At 45.7% G+C, this 16,433-nt stretch carries 19 protein-coding genes; 12 read left to right on the forward strand and 7 right to left on the reverse strand.

All coding sequences use genetic code 11. The features are described 5' to 3' along the window. Window positions 1-80 precede the first annotated feature (80 nt). The 8 genes from IC571_RS07295 to IC571_RS07330 all read left to right on the forward strand — a co-directional run bounded on the left by IC571_RS07295 (window position 81) and on the right by IC571_RS07330 (window position 7,217). Window positions 81-773: a TetR/AcrR family transcriptional regulator gene (locus IC571_RS07295; protein ID WP_215315661.1), complete on the forward strand. Its 693-nt coding sequence runs from the start codon at window positions 81-83 to the stop codon at window positions 771-773. A 14-nt stretch (window positions 774-787) separates the two neighbouring features. After that, entirely contained in the window at window positions 788-1,246 is a 459-nt protein-coding gene (locus IC571_RS07300; RefSeq protein WP_215315662.1) for a glyoxalase, read from the forward strand. 7 nt (window positions 1,247-1,253) lie between these two features. Then, the gene (locus IC571_RS07305) at window positions 1,254-2,495 is read left to right on the forward strand and encodes an FAD binding domain-containing protein (RefSeq protein ID WP_215315663.1); all 1,242 of its coding nucleotides are present in this window, start codon (window positions 1,254-1,256) and stop codon (window positions 2,493-2,495) included. A 73-nt stretch (window positions 2,496-2,568) separates the two neighbouring features. Beyond that, entirely contained in the window at window positions 2,569-3,804 is a 1,236-nt protein-coding gene (locus IC571_RS07310) for an ABC transporter substrate-binding protein (RefSeq protein ID WP_251373302.1), read from the forward strand. A 79-nt stretch (window positions 3,805-3,883) separates the two neighbouring features. Beyond that, window positions 3,884-4,768, forward strand: a complete 885-nt coding sequence (locus tag IC571_RS07315; protein WP_251373304.1) for a branched-chain amino acid ABC transporter permease — start codon at window positions 3,884-3,886, stop codon at window positions 4,766-4,768. Between the two features lie 15 nt (window positions 4,769-4,783). Beyond that, a complete protein-coding gene (locus IC571_RS07320; protein ID WP_215315664.1) occupies window positions 4,784-5,746 on the forward strand; it encodes a branched-chain amino acid ABC transporter permease in 963 nt (320 codons plus the stop codon). Further along, window positions 5,743-6,498 (forward strand): ABC transporter ATP-binding protein, encoded by a 756-nt coding sequence (locus tag IC571_RS07325; RefSeq protein WP_215315665.1) that lies wholly within the window; start codon window positions 5,743-5,745, stop codon window positions 6,496-6,498. The genes IC571_RS07320 and IC571_RS07325 overlap by 4 nt, the downstream gene beginning before the upstream one ends. Before the next feature lie 14 nt (window positions 6,499-6,512). Then, the gene (locus tag IC571_RS07330) at window positions 6,513-7,217 is read left to right on the forward strand and encodes an ABC transporter ATP-binding protein (RefSeq protein WP_215315666.1); all 705 of its coding nucleotides are present in this window, start codon (window positions 6,513-6,515) and stop codon (window positions 7,215-7,217) included. Between the two features lie 2 nt (window positions 7,218-7,219). On the opposite strand, the gene IC571_RS07335 is transcribed toward IC571_RS07330, so the two are convergent. Further along, the gene (locus IC571_RS07335; protein ID WP_371742887.1) at window positions 7,220-7,726 is read right to left on the reverse strand and encodes a YqaA family protein; all 507 of its coding nucleotides are present in this window, start codon (window positions 7,724-7,726) and stop codon (window positions 7,220-7,222) included. A 144-nt stretch (window positions 7,727-7,870) separates the two neighbouring features. Between IC571_RS07335 and IC571_RS07340 the strand changes: the two genes are divergently transcribed. Continuing rightward, a complete protein-coding gene (locus IC571_RS07340; protein WP_215315667.1) occupies window positions 7,871-9,040 on the forward strand; it encodes an acyl-CoA dehydrogenase family protein in 1,170 nt (389 codons plus the stop codon). Window positions 9,041-9,052: 12 nt separating this feature from the next. Then, window positions 9,053-10,237: a CaiB/BaiF CoA-transferase family protein gene (locus IC571_RS07345; RefSeq protein ID WP_215315668.1), complete on the forward strand. Its 1,185-nt coding sequence runs from the start codon at window positions 9,053-9,055 to the stop codon at window positions 10,235-10,237. Here the strand turns inward: IC571_RS07345 and cls are convergent. Together cls and IC571_RS07355 are read right to left on the reverse strand one after the other, a co-directional pair. Next, window positions 10,234-11,709: a cardiolipin synthase gene (gene cls, locus IC571_RS07350; RefSeq protein ID WP_215315669.1), complete on the reverse strand. Its 1,476-nt coding sequence runs from the start codon at window positions 11,707-11,709 to the stop codon at window positions 10,234-10,236. The two genes, IC571_RS07345 and cls, sit on opposite strands and share 4 nt — an antisense overlap. Then, window positions 11,706-12,449 carry an endonuclease/exonuclease/phosphatase family protein gene (locus tag IC571_RS07355; RefSeq protein WP_251373565.1) on the reverse strand — a complete coding sequence of 248 codons (744 nt, stop codon included), beginning with the start codon at window positions 12,447-12,449 and terminating at the stop codon, window positions 11,706-11,708. The genes cls and IC571_RS07355 overlap by 4 nt, the downstream gene beginning before the upstream one ends. A 276-nt stretch (window positions 12,450-12,725) precedes the next feature. Here IC571_RS07355 and IC571_RS07365 point away from each other — a divergent pair, with 276 nt between their 5' ends. Together IC571_RS07365 and IC571_RS07370 are read left to right on the forward strand one after the other, a co-directional pair. After that, a complete protein-coding gene (locus IC571_RS07365) occupies window positions 12,726-13,421 on the forward strand; it encodes an ABC transporter permease (RefSeq protein WP_215315672.1) in 696 nt (231 codons plus the stop codon). Beyond that, window positions 13,414-14,121 (forward strand): ATP-binding cassette domain-containing protein, encoded by a 708-nt coding sequence (locus IC571_RS07370; protein ID WP_215315673.1) that lies wholly within the window; start codon window positions 13,414-13,416, stop codon window positions 14,119-14,121. Before IC571_RS07365 ends, IC571_RS07370 begins: the two co-directional genes overlap by 8 nt. On the opposite strand, the gene IC571_RS07375 is transcribed toward IC571_RS07370, so the two are convergent. From IC571_RS07375 to fdh3B, 4 genes are read right to left on the reverse strand one after another with little or no spacing between them, the layout of a single operon-like run. Then, entirely contained in the window at window positions 14,122-14,403 is a 282-nt protein-coding gene (locus tag IC571_RS07375; protein WP_215315674.1) for a hypothetical protein, read from the reverse strand. Window positions 14,404-14,413: 10 nt separating this feature from the next. Beyond that, complete coding sequence (locus tag IC571_RS07380) at window positions 14,414-15,469, reverse strand: formate dehydrogenase subunit gamma (RefSeq protein WP_215315675.1); 1,056 nt, start codon at window positions 15,467-15,469, stop codon at window positions 14,414-14,416. Window positions 15,470-15,523: 54 nt separating this feature from the next. Continuing rightward, the gene (locus IC571_RS07385) at window positions 15,524-15,757 is read right to left on the reverse strand and encodes a hypothetical protein (RefSeq protein ID WP_215315676.1); all 234 of its coding nucleotides are present in this window, start codon (window positions 15,755-15,757) and stop codon (window positions 15,524-15,526) included. Beyond that, window positions 15,757-16,413 carry a formate dehydrogenase FDH3 subunit beta gene (fdh3B, locus tag IC571_RS07390; RefSeq protein WP_215315677.1) on the reverse strand — a complete coding sequence of 219 codons (657 nt, stop codon included), beginning with the start codon at window positions 16,411-16,413 and terminating at the stop codon, window positions 15,757-15,759. The genes IC571_RS07385 and fdh3B overlap by 1 nt, the downstream gene beginning before the upstream one ends. Window positions 16,414-16,433 lie beyond the last annotated feature (20 nt).

The raw sequence follows: 16,433 nt of genomic DNA on the forward strand, positions 1-16,433 counted from the left end.
TTATCTACCAATTGTTCAACAATGTACCATTATTTAACTTTTGGTCAATAAGTCTTAATTCGGATAAACCCTGAGAGCCCATGCGTTTTACAGAAGATCGCGTTTCTAGCCCAAATCCAGAGGAGATTTCCACTGAATCGGTGGCTCCAGCTCGTCGCAGGATGAACACGGCTGAACGCAAGCGCCAAATCCTAGATCGCGCAATTCAGTTCTTTGCGCGTTACGGAATCGATGGGCAACTCCGCAATCTCACTAAAGAATTAGGCGTAACCCACACTCTCCTCTATCACTACTTCCCAACAAAAGATGCGCTTATCCAAGAGGTATATAAAGAAGTTTTCGAATCCCGTTGGAAGCCGGAGTGGGAGCAACTATTAGATGATGAAAAACTGACGCCAGAAGAAAAATTTATCGCCTTTTACATCGACTACTCAAATACGGTTCTTACTTACGATTTTGTACGGATTTTAATTTTCTCTGGCTTAAGTGACCATTCAATTAGCGACCGCTTCTTTGAGTTAATTCGCTTACGTCTACTGCCAAGACTGATTCGTGAAACTCGAAAGTTCTGTAAACGTCCTTCGACTTCGAAACCAAGTGAACGAGAGTTAGAGTTTTTAATGGGTCTACACGGCGGCATCTTCTACATTGGCATGCGACGCTGGATCTATGGTCAGGCCATATATGCTGCCGATATCCCAGATACCCAAGAAGAAATCATTCGCGATCGCGTTCAATCCTATTTGCAGTCAGCTAAAACTATTTTTGCTTAACCAATAAGGGAATCATGTCCAATTTAAGCCTAAACCACTTCTCTATTCGCAGTCTTGAGATCGATAAAACTACCGAGTTCTTTAGCAAAGTATTAGGTTTAACAGTTGGGCCACGACCTGAATTTCCATTTCCGGGGGTTTGGTTATACAACGGCGATGAAAATGATTGGGCAAACGCAGTTCTGCATTTGATTGCAATTGATAAAAATGATCCTAATGGTTTAAAGAAATATCTCGGCGATCGCGATCCTAGTTCATTACATGGATCTGGCGCCGTAGACCACATTGCCTTTTTTGCAAAAGGTTTAGAAGAAAAAATTGATTTACTGAAGTCACTTCACATTCCCTATCGCGAACGGACAGTTCCCGTATTAAAACTGCATCAAATCTTTTTAGATGATCCTAATAGGGTTGTCATCGAACTCAATTACCCAGCGGCAGAAAAAGCCGCATTGGATGCAAAGACTGCTTAAGCAAACAATGGCAAAGATACTCGTCGTCGGTGGCTCCTTAGGGGGTTTATTTGTAGCAAATATCTTGCTTAGACAAGGTCACGACATCACCTTGCTTGAAAAAGCGACCGGATCACTAGATGGCCGTGGCGCAGGAATTGTTACCCATGACGCTTTAGCGCAGGCACTTAAGGCTGCTGGTGTTACGGTTGACCATACGCTTGGCGTACCCGTCTCTCAGAGGGTTACTCTCGGTGGTGACGGCAAGAATCTAGGCGAAATGGGGTTACCCCAAATATTGACATCCTGGAGCAGGCTCTATCACATGCTCAAGGAAAACTTCCCAGCCGAACGCTATCTGCAAGGCAAGGCTGTTAAAGCACTAACTCAAGATGAGAAGTCTGTCCGAGTTCAGTGTGAGGATGGTAGTCAATATGAAGCAGAACTCTTGATTGCCTCAGACGGAATCCGATCAGGAGTAAGAGCTCAAGTTGCGCCACAGATCCAACCGGAATACGCAGGCTATATTGCGTGGCGTGGCGTTTGCGATGAGGCCTGCTTATCGCAACACACTTTAGATACTTTATTTAACCGTTTTGGCTTTTGCCTTCCAGACGGAGAACAAATGCTGGGATACCCTGTGGCAGGCTCTGGAAACGACACCCGCCCTGGTAAGCGCCGCTATAACTTTGTCTGGTATCGCCCTGCATCTGAAGATCAAGAGCTGGTTAGCTTACTCACCGATGATGATGGTCACCACTACCCCACAGGAATTCCGCCACTCAAGGTATCGTGGAAGCATATTGCACATATGCGTCAAGCTGCCCGAGAAATATTGGCCCCTCAATACGCCGAGATTCTTGAAAAAACAGCCGCCCCATTTTTGCAAGCCATCTACGATGTGCGCTCTGAACAAATTGTGTTTGGCAGGGTTGCCCTGATGGGCGATGCCGCATTTGTTGGCAGACCTCATGTGGGCATGGGTGTGACCAAGGCTGGTGATGAAGCCATGGTGATCGGAAAACATATTGCTAAATTAGGAGCGAGCCCAGAAGCATTACAAGCCTACAGCGATGAGCGTCTCAAACTAGGGCAACAAGTTGTTGCTAGGGCGCAGTATCTGGGCCGCTATATGCAAGCTCAAGGCACCAAAGGTACAAGAGACACTGACAACCTAAAACGAAATGCCAGCACCGTAATGGCAGAAACGGCTATTGATATAAGTGATTTATTAGCACAAGGAAAGGCAGTGCCTGAGTCTGCTCACTAAAAAGAGCGCATTCAGTTAAGATTTGCATAACAAAAAAGTAGTTTATTAAAACCGGTTTTTGGAGGAGACAACCATGAAACAAAAAGTAACGAATCAAGCTAGAAGAAAGATGTTAATTGGCGGCGCAGCTGCTGCAAGCACGCCACTTTGGCTCAATGTTGCTAACGCCCAAGCCGATACTATCAAGATTGGTTTTCCAACACCATTAACAGGTCCATTCTCAGCAGAAGCGCAAGACCAGGTGAAGGCCGCTGAATTAGCTATTAAAGAATTTAATGATGCTGGCGGCTTTAATGGCCGCAAGGCTGAACTGTTAGTTCGCGATGACAAACTCAACCCTGGCGAAGCAGCTACTCGCACTCTTGAGCTCATTGAAAAAGATAAGGTGAATTATGTAGTGGGGTCACTCTCCGCTGCAACTCAGCTCTCTATTAATGCAGTCTGCAAAGAGCGCAAAGTTCTTTTCAACTCCATCAGTCAATCCGATGCAATTAACGAAGCAAAAGACTGGAGCGTGTATACATTCCATGAGTCTTTAAACCCAACAATGACAGCTGGCGCGGTAGCACGTTACTCTATTCCACGCTATGGAAAAAAAATTGTTTTCTTAACGGCTGACTATGCTTATGGTCATGAAATGGTGCGAGCATTTGAGCGCGCCGGCAAAGAATTAGGTGCTACTACCCTCGCTGATATCCGCCATCCATTAGGTGCCTCAGACTACTCTGCATTTTTGCCACGCATTAAAGCGCTGAACCCAGATATTTTGGTGCTTTGTAACTTTGGTCGTGATTTGGTGAATGCCGCCAAACAGTGTACTGACTTTGGTCTCAAGTCCAGCATGAAGATTGTGACGCCAGTGTTGTTGTACACAGCCCGTTTAGCAGGAGGTCCTGAAGCATTTGAAGGCATCCTCGGTGGAACTGGATACTACTGGGGCTTAGAGGATCGCATTCCTACGGCCAAAGCATTTAATGATGCCTTCCGTAAAATGTATAACGGCTCTGTTCCATCTGACTACGGCGCATTGGGATATGCCGGCATTAAGAGCGTACTTGCCTCAATCAAAATTGCAAAGTCTACTGAGACCATGAAAGTGGTATCTGCGATGGAAAATCTCAAATACGACTGGTACAAAGGTCCTGAGTACTATCGCAAGTGTGATCATCAGGCTGTTCAGACCGTCATCATCGTGGAGTCTAAATCGAAGAATATGAAAGACAAATATGATGTCTTCAATATTCTGACAATTGAACCCACTACTGAGAAAAACATGCGCACCTGCGCAGAGTTGGGCCACAAAGCCTAATACCTAAATCAGAGAAGGTCGAGAGACCTTCTCTGCCCCCTTTCCTTTGCTTTGATTGGGGAGAATTTTGAGTACATTTATGACCGGTCTGACATTTGAACTTTTATGCATGCAGCTACTTACAGGTATTGCCCTAGGTAGTATCTATGCCCTTCTAGCGCTTGGCTTATGCCTCATCTTTGGCATGCTCAATGTAGTGAATTTTGCTCATGGCGCCTTCTTTATGGTGGGTGCATTTTTGGGTGTTTATTTTCTAGGCGTTACAGGAAACTTCTGGTTTAGCCTGGTGTTAACACCCCTTCTTACTGGTTGCCTTGGCTTACTAACCGAACGTTTTCTAGTAAGACCTCTCTACGGTCGAGGTTTAGACTATCCATTGCTGCTCACATTTGGTCTCTCTTATGTATTGATTGAAGTGATGCGGGTTACTTTTGGCATTGAAGGATTACCTTCAATCACTCCAGATGGGCTAGGCGGATCAATCAATGTAGGTATTGGATACTTTCCGAAATATAGACTCTTCTTAATTGGCGCAACCGCACTAATTATTTTGGGCGTATGGTTTCTTATTCAAAAAACGCGTTACGGCCTCATTATCAAAGCAGGCGCCGCCGACCAAGAGATCGTCAAGGTTCTTGGGGTTGATATCGCCAAGGTTTGGCTATTGGTATTTGGTTTAGGTTGCGCGATTGCTGGACTTTCAGGAATTCTTGCCTCACCCACTCGCTCAGTCAATCCTGAAATGGGTGTTCCCATTTTGGCTGAATCTTTTGTGGTAACTGTCGTCGGCGGAATGGGCTCACCAGTAGGTGCGGTTGTTGCTGGTTTGTTAGTCGGTGTTGTATACAGCATGACCTCTCTATTTTTCCCAGACCTTGCTGAGCTTTCTATTTTCGTATTGATGGCCGTAGTTTTATTAATTCGTCCACAAGGTCTGTTTGGCAAAGCGGGGGCAATGGGCTAAGAGCCTCGTCAATTTATGAATTCATTATTTCAACTTATTGCTCGCCACCGTGTTTTAGCAAGCACGATTTTTTTGGCAATCTTTCCATTCATCATGCCTTATGAGGCGCTAGCAATTAACATCCTCATCTTTGGATTGTTTGCGATGGGCTTTAACCTTTTGTTTGGTTATATGGGCCTCCTCTCATTTGGTCATGCCGCATTTCTTGGTATTGGTAGCTACCTCACTGGCATCGGCATTGTTCACTATGGCTTACCTTGGGGTGTCGCTATTCTTGCTGGCGTCATTGGCGCTGCTATCGGCGGACTCATCATGGGATTCTTAGCCATTCGGACACGAGGTATCTATTTCTCGATGGTGACTCTAGCCCTAGGACAAATCGTTTATTACATCTTCTACAAAGCAGAAAGTCTGACTGGTGGCGAGAATGGCTTGCGCGGTGTGCGCGTAGATCCATTTAATGTACTTGGCGTACCCGTAGATTTTCTCAACCCTATGGTGAAGTATTACATCATTTTATTTTTTGTAGTGATTGCCATCTGGCTGATTTCACGCATTCTGAACTCGCCACTAGGGGCAGTTATGGAAGCCATACGTGAGAACGAAAAACGAGCTGCAGCTTGCGGCTTTGATGTAGCCAAGACAAAGCTCTTGGTATTTGTTCTCTCTGCTGGAATTTGCGGTTTAGCGGGTTCTTTACGCGGACTTCACCTCTCTATTGTGCCAATTGACTCCCTGCATTATTTGCAATCAGGGCAAGCAGTCATGATGAGCATCTTAGGCGGCATGGGAACCTTCTTTGGGCCTTTTGTTGGCGCAGCAGTCATGCTGTATCTCGAGGACGTTGTCACCACCTTTACGAAACATTGGATGGCAGTAGTTGGTTTGGTATTCATGTTCTTTGTACTGTTCTTCCCCAAAGGAATTTGGGGAACTATTTTGAGCAAGCTACAAATTAATCAGGATTCGAAATCATGAACAGCACAACTACAACGCCTATCCTTGAGGCACGTAATATCAGTAAGAGCTTTGGGAAATTCAAAGCATTACAAAATGTATCTACCAGCTTCATGCCTGGCACCCTGACTGCCATTATTGGTCCCAATGGCGCAGGAAAGAGCACCTTCTTCAATGTATTAAGTGGCGCATTTCCCCCATCAAGCGGCCAGATCCTATTTAATGGCAAAGACATTACGGGTATGCAGCAGCATGAATTTGCGCGGATTGGTATTTCTAAGAGCTTTCAAATTACTAATGTGTTCAAGCAATTGAGTGTTCATGAAAATGTTCGAGTTGCTGCTCAAATGGAAACCGCTCGCTATAACTTTCTACGAAATGCACAATCCTACCCAAGTCCCATTGAAATCGCCGACCAATTATTGCAACGGGTTAATTTAGAGCACCTTCGCAACAAGAAGACTGGAGATTTAGCCCATGGCCAGCAACGCGCCTTAGAAATTGCTATGGCCCTAGCCTGCAATCCCAGCCTGCTACTGCTGGATGAGCCCACCGCCGGCATGTCCCCAGAAGAAACGCTCGTGATGATGGACCTTATTCGTACGCTTGCAAGTGAACGTACTGTAATTTTGGTTGAACACAAAATGAAACTCATTATGGGTTTATGCAAGCGCATCATCGTCCTACATCATGGTGAGTTTCTTGCTGAGGGCACTCCCGAAGAAATTCAGAACAATGCCGAAGTGCGCCGCGTTTATCTCGGTCAAGGTTAATTCGAAAGCTATCTATGTTGCATATTGAAAACTTAAATGCATGGTATGACCGCAGTCATGTACTCCAAGGCATTTCTTTACAAGTGAATAAGGGTGAAATCGTTACCCTAATGGGCCGCAACGGCGCTGGTAAAACTACTACCCTACGTTCCCTCATGGGGCTACTGTCAAAGCGCCAAGGAAAAGCATCTATTGATGGCATCTCTTTTCTGGATTTACCTGCGCACGAACGCTTTCATCTTGGACTGGCTTATGTTCCAGAAGATCGACGTATTGTTCCAGGTCTAACCGTGAAAGAAAATCTGGAGTTGGGCGTCATCGCTCAAAAAAATCGCGGGGACATGGCCGCTCTCGTCGATGAAATCGCTGAAACCTTCCCAAGACTTAAGGAACGCCTCCAGCAAGATGGCACGTCCATGTCAGGCGGAGAACAACAGATGCTGGCAATTGCCCGTGCCATGATCGCGAAGCCCAAAGTCATTCTGCTGGATGAGCCCTCCGAAGGCATCATGCCGGTACTCGTAGATGAAATGTTTGAACTATTTGCCAAACTCAAGCAACAGGGTCTGACTATTTTGCTGGTTGAGCAGAATGTACAACAAGCGCTGAAAATTTCAGATCGTGCTTATATTTTGGATCAAGGTGAGATTGTTTTTCATGACACTGCGCAGAATCTCCTCAACAATGATGAGATACAACAGAAATACTGCGCGGTTTAATCTCAAATTAAATGCAGCCAATGACCAAACTGGTGCCAGAAACTTTCAGGCACTAAAGTAAGAAGCCAAGTCATTGTTAAGTAGCGCAATAACTTGCCAATAAACATATAAATTAAGCAGGGCTGCCATGCCAGCTTGAGCCACCCTGCCGCTAGGCATAGGGGATCACCAAAACCAGGAAGCCAGGAAAGCAATAGGATCTTCGGCCCCCAATCTTCAAGCCAAACTTTCAGTCGAGAGTTTTTTGGTTCGCCTACAGACTTCATTCCTTGACGCGCAAGGTAACCAAGCCACCAGTCGAGCATACCGCCCAAAGTATTGCCAACCGTCGCCACCAGAATAGCCACCCAATATAACTGTTGATTTAGGCTGATATAACCAAATAAGATTGGCTCAGATCCAAGGGGTAATAGCGTTGCCGAAACGAAGGCACTGATAAAAACTGCAGGCAAACCAACCGAAGGCATGCCAAACCAGTCAAAAAAGTGCTGAAGTGCTTGTTCTATCAAGCAAAAACTCCGAATTTTTTCAAAATAGAACTACTTTCATATTAGACCCCTTCATTTTAAGCTTAAGCAAGATTGAGCATTCCTCGCGATTTTCAAATCTTGCTTAAACTAATGGTTTGCACCTAATAGCCATAGAAATCCATCATGAACCACCCCATTCCAAAGCCCGATCAATACCAAGACATGCGCGAAGCATTACGAGATTTATGTGGCAGCTTTGACTCTGCTTATTGGCAAAAGATTGACCATGAGCGCGACTATCCAGAGGCATTTGTGGATGCGATGGCCCAAGCGGGTTGGTTGGCAGCCTTGATTCCTGAGGGGTATGGCGGCTCTGGTCTAGGCTTAGCTGAAGCCTCCGTCATCATGGAAGAGATTAATTTTTCTGGCGGTAATGCAGGCTCATGTCATGGTCAGATGTACAACATGGGCACTTTATTGCGCCATGGGTCTGAGACTCAAAAGAAACTATATCTCCCAAAGATTGCTACTGGCGAACTACGCTTACAAACAATGGCGGTTACTGAGCCAACCACAGGTACTGACACAACCAAACTCAAAACTACAGCGATTAAAAAGGGTGACAAGTATGTGGTGAACGGCCAAAAGGTTTGGATCTCACGTATTCAGCATTCCGATCTAATGATTCTCTTGGCACGCACTACTCCACTTGCAGAAGTCACCAAGAAATCCGAAGGCATGTCGATATTTATCGTTGATCTCAAAGAAGCGATTGGCAAGGGTATGGACATTCAGCCAATCGCCAATATGGTCAATCATGAAACCAACGAAGTGTTCTTTGACAATCTTGAAATTCCTGCTGAGAACCTGATTGGCGAAGAAGGCAAAGGTTTTAAATATATCCTCGATGGTCTCAATGCTGAGCGCACGCTGATTGCGGCAGAGTGTATTGGTGATGCTTACTGGTTTGTAGATAAGGCCCGTCGCTATGCCAATGAACGGGTTGTGTTTGACCGCCCTATCGGCAAGAATCAAGGTATTCAGTTCCCCATTTCGGACTCTTATATTGAGACTGAAGCGGCCAACCTGATGCGTTTTAAGGCCTGCAATCTCTTTGATGCGAAAGAGCCTTGTGGTGCTGAAGCCAATATGGCCAAGTACCTAGCAGCTAAAGCCTCCTGGGAGGCGGCCAACGTTTGCTTGCAGACCCATGGCGGCTTTGGATTTGCTAATGAATATGATGTAGAGCGCAAATTTAGGGAAACTCGCCTTTATCAAGTAGCTCCAATTTCTACTAACTTGATTTACTCCTACGTTGCCGAGCATATTCTCGGCCTTCCACGTTCTTTCTAATAGGCATCAATTATGAGCGTTCGTCCACTAGACGGGATTACTGTTGTTGCCTTAGAGCATGTCATCGCCGCACCTTTTTGCACAAGGCAACTAGCGGATCTTGGGGCCCGAATTATTAAGATTGAACGTCCTGGTGATGGTGACTTTGCAAGAGGTTATGACACTCAGGTGGAAGGACTCTCCTCTCACTTTGTTTGGGTAAATCGGTCAAAAGAAAGTATTACCCTCGACCTCAAGCAAGACGCTGCCTTAGATGTTTTAAAGAATTTACTCAAAACAGCTGACGTATTTATTCAGAATCTAGCTCCGGGTGCCGCAGCCCGTATGGGGCTCACCCCAGAAGCGCTACAAAAAGATAACCCTGGTCTGATTCTGTGCGCAATTTCTGGCTATGGCAATGACGGCCCATATCGCGATAAAAAAGCATACGACCTTTTGATTCAGAGTGAGGCAGGATTCCTATCCATTACCGGCACTCCAGATACACCAAGCAAGGCAGGAAATTCGATTGCGGACATCGCTGCTGGCATGTATGCCTATACCAATATCTTGGCCGCCCTTTTGCAAAGAGGAAAAACTGGCAAGGGCACAGTCATTGATATCTCGATGTTGGAAGCATTAAGTGAATGGATGAATTTTCCTTTGTATTACGCCTATAAGGGCGCTAACCCTCCATCTAGAAATGGCGCTTCACACGCTACCATCTACCCATACGGCCCTTTTAAAGCAGGTGATGGCAAAACAGTCATGCTCGGTCTACAAAACGAACGAGAGTGGGTTCAATTTTGTGAAATTGTTTTAGAAAATTCCGCACTAGCCAAAGATGAACGCTTTGACAAAAACTACAAGCGCAATGAAAAACGCTCTGAACTATTAGAAATAATTAATGCATGCTTTGCGAAGCTTACTGCAGAACAAGTGATCGTAAGATTAGATAAAGCTCAAATTGCAAATGCCAGACTCAATGATATGGAAGGACTCTGGAAGCATGAGCAATTAAAGGCACGCCAACGCTGGACAGAAGTTGGTACGCCAGCAGGTAATATCGCCGCCCTTCTACCACCCGGCTTAAACGACAGCTACGACTTCCGGATGGATCCTATCCCTGCAGTGGGCCAACACACCGAATCCATTCTTAAAGAGCTCGGCATGAGCGCCGAAGATATTGCACAAATGCGCGCTAGCGGAGCAATTTAAAGCAGGGGTGAAGCAAGATGCGCCGCGTTCTCAAAGTAATGATGCCAACGAGGACGTCTTGCCCATACTTTAGGGTCTACAAAATCGGATTGCTGGAGATAGGTTTCGATTAATTTCTCCAGCTTAGCGCAGAATGCTTCATTATACACAATGAGGCTAATCTCAAAATTTAAACGCAAACTACGCTGATCAAAATTAACCGATCCAAATATCGCAATACGCTTGTCGATTAGCAAACTCTTGGTATGCAATAAACCCCCATGAAATTCCGCGATTTGAACGCCAGCACCCATGAGGTCCGAATAAAAACTCTTACTGCTCCACGCAACCAATGTGGAGTCATTGAGTTTTGGAACAATCAAGGTGACCTTAACCCCCCTACCCGCAGCGGCCATTAAAGCCTGAATCAAGCCATCATCTGGACCAAAATAGGGAGTAGTGATGGTGAGCTCCTGGCGCGCATCCATGATTGCTGAAAGGAGCACCTGATACAAAATATCATCCCGATACACCGGACCAGATGAGAACTCTTGAGCTAAAGCTGCCCCCTCGTGAGGTGATGCAGGCGGTTCGCGATCATTGAAATGCGTGATTTTAGGATTATCAACACTCCAGTCAAAAGCAAAGGTGAGCTCAAATTGCGCTGCTACGGGGCCTTCAATTCGTACCATGGCATCAACCCATTCCCCAACACCGGAGTCTTGCTTAAACGTGCGTGGGTCGACCATATTCATGCTGCCAGTCCACACAACGGCGCCATCAATAACAAATATCTTGCGATGCAAACGTAAATCTGCGCGCCGAAACTGAAAGCGACCAAACTGAATTGGCAATGCTTCCGTTACTTGAATACCAGCACTACGAAAACGCGCTGGCCATTGCGACTTAAACCAATCTTTACTACCCAGCGAATCCAATAGCACCCGGCAGGCAACGCCACGCTTGGCAGCAGCAATGAGAGCCTCGCCCACTTTATCTGCATCTCCACCCAAAGCCCAGATATAAAACTCCAAATGCAAACTCTTTTTAGCTTGATTAATCTCCTTAATAAAGAGCTGCAATATCTTCAATGACTCTGTATGTAAGTCAATCTTATTACCGGCAACAACTGGTGATCCATTGCGCGATTGTGCAAGCAGGCTAAGCGCTTGACCCTCCGGCGGTAGTTTTTTTCGGTCTGCAATGTATTCTTGACGCATTTCTTGAGCGACTTTTTCGTACTCATGATTCATGCGAACAATTTTTCGAGTGAGCTTACGACCCACAGGGCGTTCACCAATTAAGACATAAAGCGATATACCAATTAGCGGCACCAAAATGACGATCAGGAACCAAGCAAATGCCACTCCCACAGGTCTTCTAGCCGATATGAGATAAAGACCAAATAAAAGAACGATGCTGGCATGTAAGACAGGGATCCAAATGAGTGAAAACCCAAAAACAGATCCAAAGATATAAGAGATGACGTTCATTCCAATTCCAGTTCAGCAGCAATACCCAAATGATCCGATAGCTTGAGCCATTCATGCAAAATTTCCACTGAATGAATTTTAAGCCCGCGCACATAAATCCGATCCATGGGCAGAATCGGCCTCACACTTGGGAATGTCCTCGCGGGAGCGCCCGTGAGTTGCTCAAAAACCTCATTAAAACCAGCATCACGCATAGGCACCCCTACCCGATTACGCCAATCATTGAAATCACCAGCAACAATCGTAGGTGCACCATCGGTCAATTCTTCGATATAGCGAATAATTTCCCCAACTTGACGTTCTCTGCCGCGCTCGAACAAGGCTAAGTGAACGCAAAAGCAATGGATAGCTGGCCCAAGCCCATCAAATTGAATCATGCTATGAAGCAAGCCGCGCTTTTCAAATCGATATGCAGAAATATCATAGTTATTTCCCTTAAGTAAAGGGCGTTTTGAAAGAATCGCATTCCCATGATGACCATCTGGGTACTCGACATTTTTTCCGTAATGCCAATCATGCCAAAAATCTTCAGACAAAAAATCGGTTAACTCTGTCATTGGCCACTGCCCAAAACGGCGAATACGCCCACGATGTTCTTGCTGCAATTCTTGCAAGAACAAAATGTCTGGATGATGGCTACGCATTTTTTGGCGCAATTGATAAATTGTTGAATGACGGTGCAAAGGAGATAGCCCTTTGTGCACATTCATACTCATTACTGTAAAGCGAGTAGTTTGCATTTGAGTCACTAAGACTATCCCGCAGTATTTTGGCGTCGAATTCTCGCCATATAAATTTCACTTTCAACTAAATCTTGACATTGCATGCATTTATTACAAATTGATGCCTGCTCCCTCAACTCATCTATAGAGCTGATTGGGTGGGCATCTAGGTACTCACGCAAATCAATATCAAGGACCTCATTACAGAGGCAAACTATTTCGGCCATAAGTCAAAAACAAGGGAAATTGGTCTCATTTCAGTCATTTTGCCATTGCCTTGATAGAATCAAGCGCATGCTGACCGCCTTTCATGATGCCTTTGCTCTACTTGCTCACCTAGATAGTGGCGTACTGGGCATCGTATTGGTATCGCTACAAGTTAGCCTGACCGCCCTCCTGTTTGGGACGCTCCTTGGGGTTCCCATCGGGGCATTGCTGGCTACCGAAGAATTTCAAGGGAAAAAGGCGATTATTGTGGCGCTCAACACCTTAATGGGAGTTCCCACGGTGATTATTGGGGTTATTGTCTACTTATTGCTATCGCGCTCGGGACCGTTAGGGGCTTGGGGGTGGCTTTTTACCGCTAAGGGCATGACGCTCGCCCAAACTTTACTAACAACCCCCTTGATTGCAGCCCTCAGCAGACAAATCCTAGAGGATTCCTGGAAGATTCATCGTGACTCTTTTTTAAGTCTGCGCCTGCCCCCATTCTCTCGCTACAAATGGCTAATTTGGGACTGCCGCTTTTCATTAACGATTGCTATTTTGGCGGGTCTTGCTAGGGCTATTTCCGAAGTGGGCGCCGTCATGATTGTGGGCGGCAATATTGATCACTCAACTAGAACGATGACCACAGCAATTGCCCTAGAAACCAGCAAGGGTGATTTACCTTTAGCGCTAGCGCTAGGCATCATCTTGTTAACTATCGTTCTCTTAGCAAATGTATTTACTTTTGCCATGCGACAAATTGTGGAGCGTCGCTATGGCTAATACACACGAGCAATTTGAACGATTCATCGAACTTAACAATATTACCGTCATCAGAAATGATCGAACGATTCTCAATATTCCTCACGCTTTGATCCCAGCAGATCGGATTACCGCCTGCATTGGACCCAATGGTGCAGGCAAAACTACACTCCTCAAGTTGCTGGCCGGACTAATTCAACCCGATACGGGCACCATTCAATTTTCATTTGCTAGCAAAACTGCTTTAGTACTCCACCACACCCCCATGATTAAGGCATCAGCGCGAACCAATATGGCTTTGGTGAGAGAGGTAGATGCTTCTATTAGCAATCAAGAGATTGATCTTGCGCTTAAACAAGTAGGTCTTAATGAATTAGCACAGACTCCTGCGCATAAACTCTCGGCAGGTGAGCGTCAGAAACTCTGCCTTGCTAGGGCAATCTTACAAAAACCCAATCTGGTTTTATTGGACGAACCCACCGCAAATCTTGACCCCAACACTACTGAGCAAGTGGAAGAAATGATTCGTCAATTCAATCAGAATGGCGCCGACCTTCTTTTTTCTTCACACCAACTCGCTCAAGTACAAAGACTGGCCGAACATATTGTCTTTATTGATCAGGGTGAGATAAAAGAAAAGGGACCCGCAGGCCCCTTCTTTTTAAATCCACAATCTGCAGCAGCGAAACGCTACTTACATCAAGAACTGATTTCTGAGTAATTATTTTGCAGCTGGTGCTGGAGCAGGAGCTGCAGCTACAGGCGCAACAAATGGCGGTGGCGCAACACATGCTGCGGGAGCTGGTGTGCCAGATACTCGATATTTATCAGCCACCCTGTTTTGCGCCTGACAAAGCTGATATGCGGCTACTTTATCGCCATAAGCCGCTTTAGCTTTAGCCAAATCTGCTGCTGCCTGTGCTTCTGGACTCAACGGAGGCAATGCTGCTAGAACAGTTCCACCAATTGCTACACCGAATACGAAAGCGATGATTTTTTTCATGGCTTTGTCCTTATTTATTAACTTTGTTGTACCAGAGCTCATGATGCTCTTTAGCCCATGTAGCATCGACATAGCCAGTTTTCATACCATCGATTGAACCCTGCATACCGATTGTGCCAATATATATGTGGCCCATCGCCATTGCGGTCATCAAGATCGCGGCACTGCTATGAATGATGTTGGCAATTTGCATCGTGCCACGCAAATACTGAATATCCATAAATGGAACGATCATATCGAGCACAAATCCAGAACCCGAGATAACTAAGCCCAAGAATGTCATACCGAACCAGAACCAGAATTTCTCACCCATGTTGAAGAAACCTGATGGCACATGTTTACCGCTAAATATTCCGCCAAAGGAGAGCAACCACTGAAGATCGCCCTTCTCAGGAGTATTTTTACCGACAAACAGGAGGAAGAACACCACAATGCTGAGGGTGAATAATGGGCCTGTGAAGTTATGAATATTTTTGCAGACCATTAAGAAAGAACCGTAAGCCGTTCCGCCCATCAAAGGCATTGCAAAATACTTACCATACAGAATCAACAATCCTGTAAAGGCAAGAGCTAAAAAGCTAAATGCCATAATCCAGTGCGTGAAGCGATCAAGCCCACTGAAGCGCTTGATCTTTACCCCAGACAGCGGTTCATGTAGTTTTATAGAGCCCTTAACGGTGTACATCGCAATGACACCAAAGAAAGCAATTGCCAACAACCAGCCACCATAAACAGTAATAACCCCGTTACGAATCACACGCCATTCTTGACCAGCGCGCTGGATCAATACGCCCGCTTGCTTATCCGGAATGCTCACATAGTTTTGTGGGTCGCTATTAGGAGTCGTAAAAATGGAAGGGTTTGCAGGCTGTGACTGCGCTTGCGTTCCATTCGCCAAGGCATTTGGATTTGCAGGCACTGATGATGGTGGAACATCTACACCACTCGGTGAGGGTAGCGGCGCCATTGGCGCGCGTTCTGCAAAAGTCATGCCACTGACTAGCGTGAGTGACAAGCCTAAAGTCACTACCAAAGTGCCTAGTACTTTAGAAAATGATCGTTTCATAAAATGTCCTTGAACGTTATCGACGTTATCGTTTTATTTATTGTTTTTAGATGATCACTTAATACGACTGTATTCGTTTTGACCTTGATTGCGCTTGTCAATCGATTCAGTCCAGCTGGCTTGATTGCCAGGCGTCCAAACTTTTGTGACAAAACCATTATTAGCGCCCATATAAGGGGCGACATCAGGCCGTTTGGCTGCTTTTGCCGCAATCTCAGGAGGCTCAGAACAAGCAGTCAGCAAGCCAGCAACAATGCTAAGACCAAGGATCTTGTAGAGTACTTTCATTATTTAGCCCCCGGAATTTTTGCAGCAGGTGTTGGCGTTGGTGCTGGTGTATCTGGACCGCCATAAGCAGTTGTCCAACCAAATGCCTTGGAGCCAGGATACTTTCCATTTTTCTCGCGGGTTTTAACGCGATTGTTGAAAATATCAGTAATCACATCACTATCGCCACCAATCAATGCCTTGGTAGAACACATCTCAGCACACAAAGGCAACTTACCTTCTGCCAAGCGATTGCGTCCATACTTCTCAAACTCTGCAACGCTACCATTCTCTTCTGGTCCACCGCTACAGAATGTGCACTTATCCATCTTGCTACGAGAACCAAAGGCGCCTTTACTCAAGAACTGAGGGGCTCCAAATGGGCAGGCAAATGAACAGTAGCCGCAACCGATACAAATATCTTTGTCATGAAGCACGACGCCTTCATCGGTGCGGTAAAAACAATCTACTGGACAAACCGCCATACAAGGAGCATCGGTACAGTGCATACAAGCCACAGATACTGATTTTTCCTGTCCAATAATGCCATCGTTTACTGTGACCACACGACGTCGATTGACGCCCCAAGGCACTTCGTTGTCATTCTTACAAGCAGTGACACAGCCATTGCACTCAATGCAACGCTCCGTATCGCAGATAAATTTCATTCTTGCCATTGTGTTCTCCTGACCTTATC

The sequence above is a fragment of the Polynucleobacter sp. MWH-UH2A genome, assembly GCF_018687195.1.
Classification (GTDB): domain Bacteria; phylum Pseudomonadota; class Gammaproteobacteria; order Burkholderiales; family Burkholderiaceae; genus Polynucleobacter.

Excerpts from the sequence above, each read along its gene's own strand:
- IC571_RS07385 (WP_215315676.1), bottom strand. The coding sequence starts at position 15,757 with ATGAAAGTACTCTACAAGATCCTTGGTCTTAGCATTGTTGCTGGCTTG.
- IC571_RS07315 (WP_251373304.1), top strand. The coding sequence starts at position 3,884 with ATGACCGGTCTGACATTTGAACTTTTATGCATGCAGCTACTTACAGGT.
- IC571_RS07305 (WP_215315663.1), top strand. The coding sequence starts at position 1,254 with ATGGCAAAGATACTCGTCGTCGGTGGCTCCTTAGGGGGTTTATTTGTA.
- IC571_RS07325 (WP_215315665.1), top strand. The coding sequence starts at position 5,743 with ATGAACAGCACAACTACAACGCCTATCCTTGAGGCACGTAATATCAGT.
- IC571_RS07375 (WP_215315674.1), bottom strand. The coding sequence starts at position 14,403 with ATGAAAAAAATCATCGCTTTCGTATTCGGTGTAGCAATTGGTGGAACT.
- IC571_RS07320 (WP_215315664.1), top strand. The coding sequence starts at position 4,784 with ATGAATTCATTATTTCAACTTATTGCTCGCCACCGTGTTTTAGCAAGC.
- IC571_RS07380 (WP_215315675.1), bottom strand. The coding sequence starts at position 15,469 with ATGAAACGATCATTTTCTAAAGTACTAGGCACTTTGGTAGTGACTTTA.
- IC571_RS07295 (WP_215315661.1), top strand. The coding sequence starts at position 81 with ATGCGTTTTACAGAAGATCGCGTTTCTAGCCCAAATCCAGAGGAGATT.
- fdh3B (WP_215315677.1), bottom strand. The coding sequence starts at position 16,413 with ATGGCAAGAATGAAATTTATCTGCGATACGGAGCGTTGCATTGAGTGC.
- IC571_RS07310 (WP_251373302.1), top strand. The coding sequence starts at position 2,569 with ATGAAACAAAAAGTAACGAATCAAGCTAGAAGAAAGATGTTAATTGGC.
- IC571_RS07365 (WP_215315672.1), top strand. The coding sequence starts at position 12,726 with ATGCTGACCGCCTTTCATGATGCCTTTGCTCTACTTGCTCACCTAGAT.
- IC571_RS07300 (WP_215315662.1), top strand. The coding sequence starts at position 788 with ATGTCCAATTTAAGCCTAAACCACTTCTCTATTCGCAGTCTTGAGATC.
- IC571_RS07355 (WP_251373565.1), bottom strand. The coding sequence starts at position 12,449 with ATGCAAACTACTCGCTTTACAGTAATGAGTATGAATGTGCACAAAGGG.
- cls (WP_215315669.1), bottom strand. The coding sequence starts at position 11,709 with ATGAACGTCATCTCTTATATCTTTGGATCTGTTTTTGGGTTTTCACTC.
- IC571_RS07370 (WP_215315673.1), top strand. The coding sequence starts at position 13,414 with ATGGCTAATACACACGAGCAATTTGAACGATTCATCGAACTTAACAAT.
- IC571_RS07340 (WP_215315667.1), top strand. The coding sequence starts at position 7,871 with ATGAACCACCCCATTCCAAAGCCCGATCAATACCAAGACATGCGCGAA.
- IC571_RS07345 (WP_215315668.1), top strand. The coding sequence starts at position 9,053 with ATGAGCGTTCGTCCACTAGACGGGATTACTGTTGTTGCCTTAGAGCAT.
- IC571_RS07330 (WP_215315666.1), top strand. The coding sequence starts at position 6,513 with ATGTTGCATATTGAAAACTTAAATGCATGGTATGACCGCAGTCATGTA.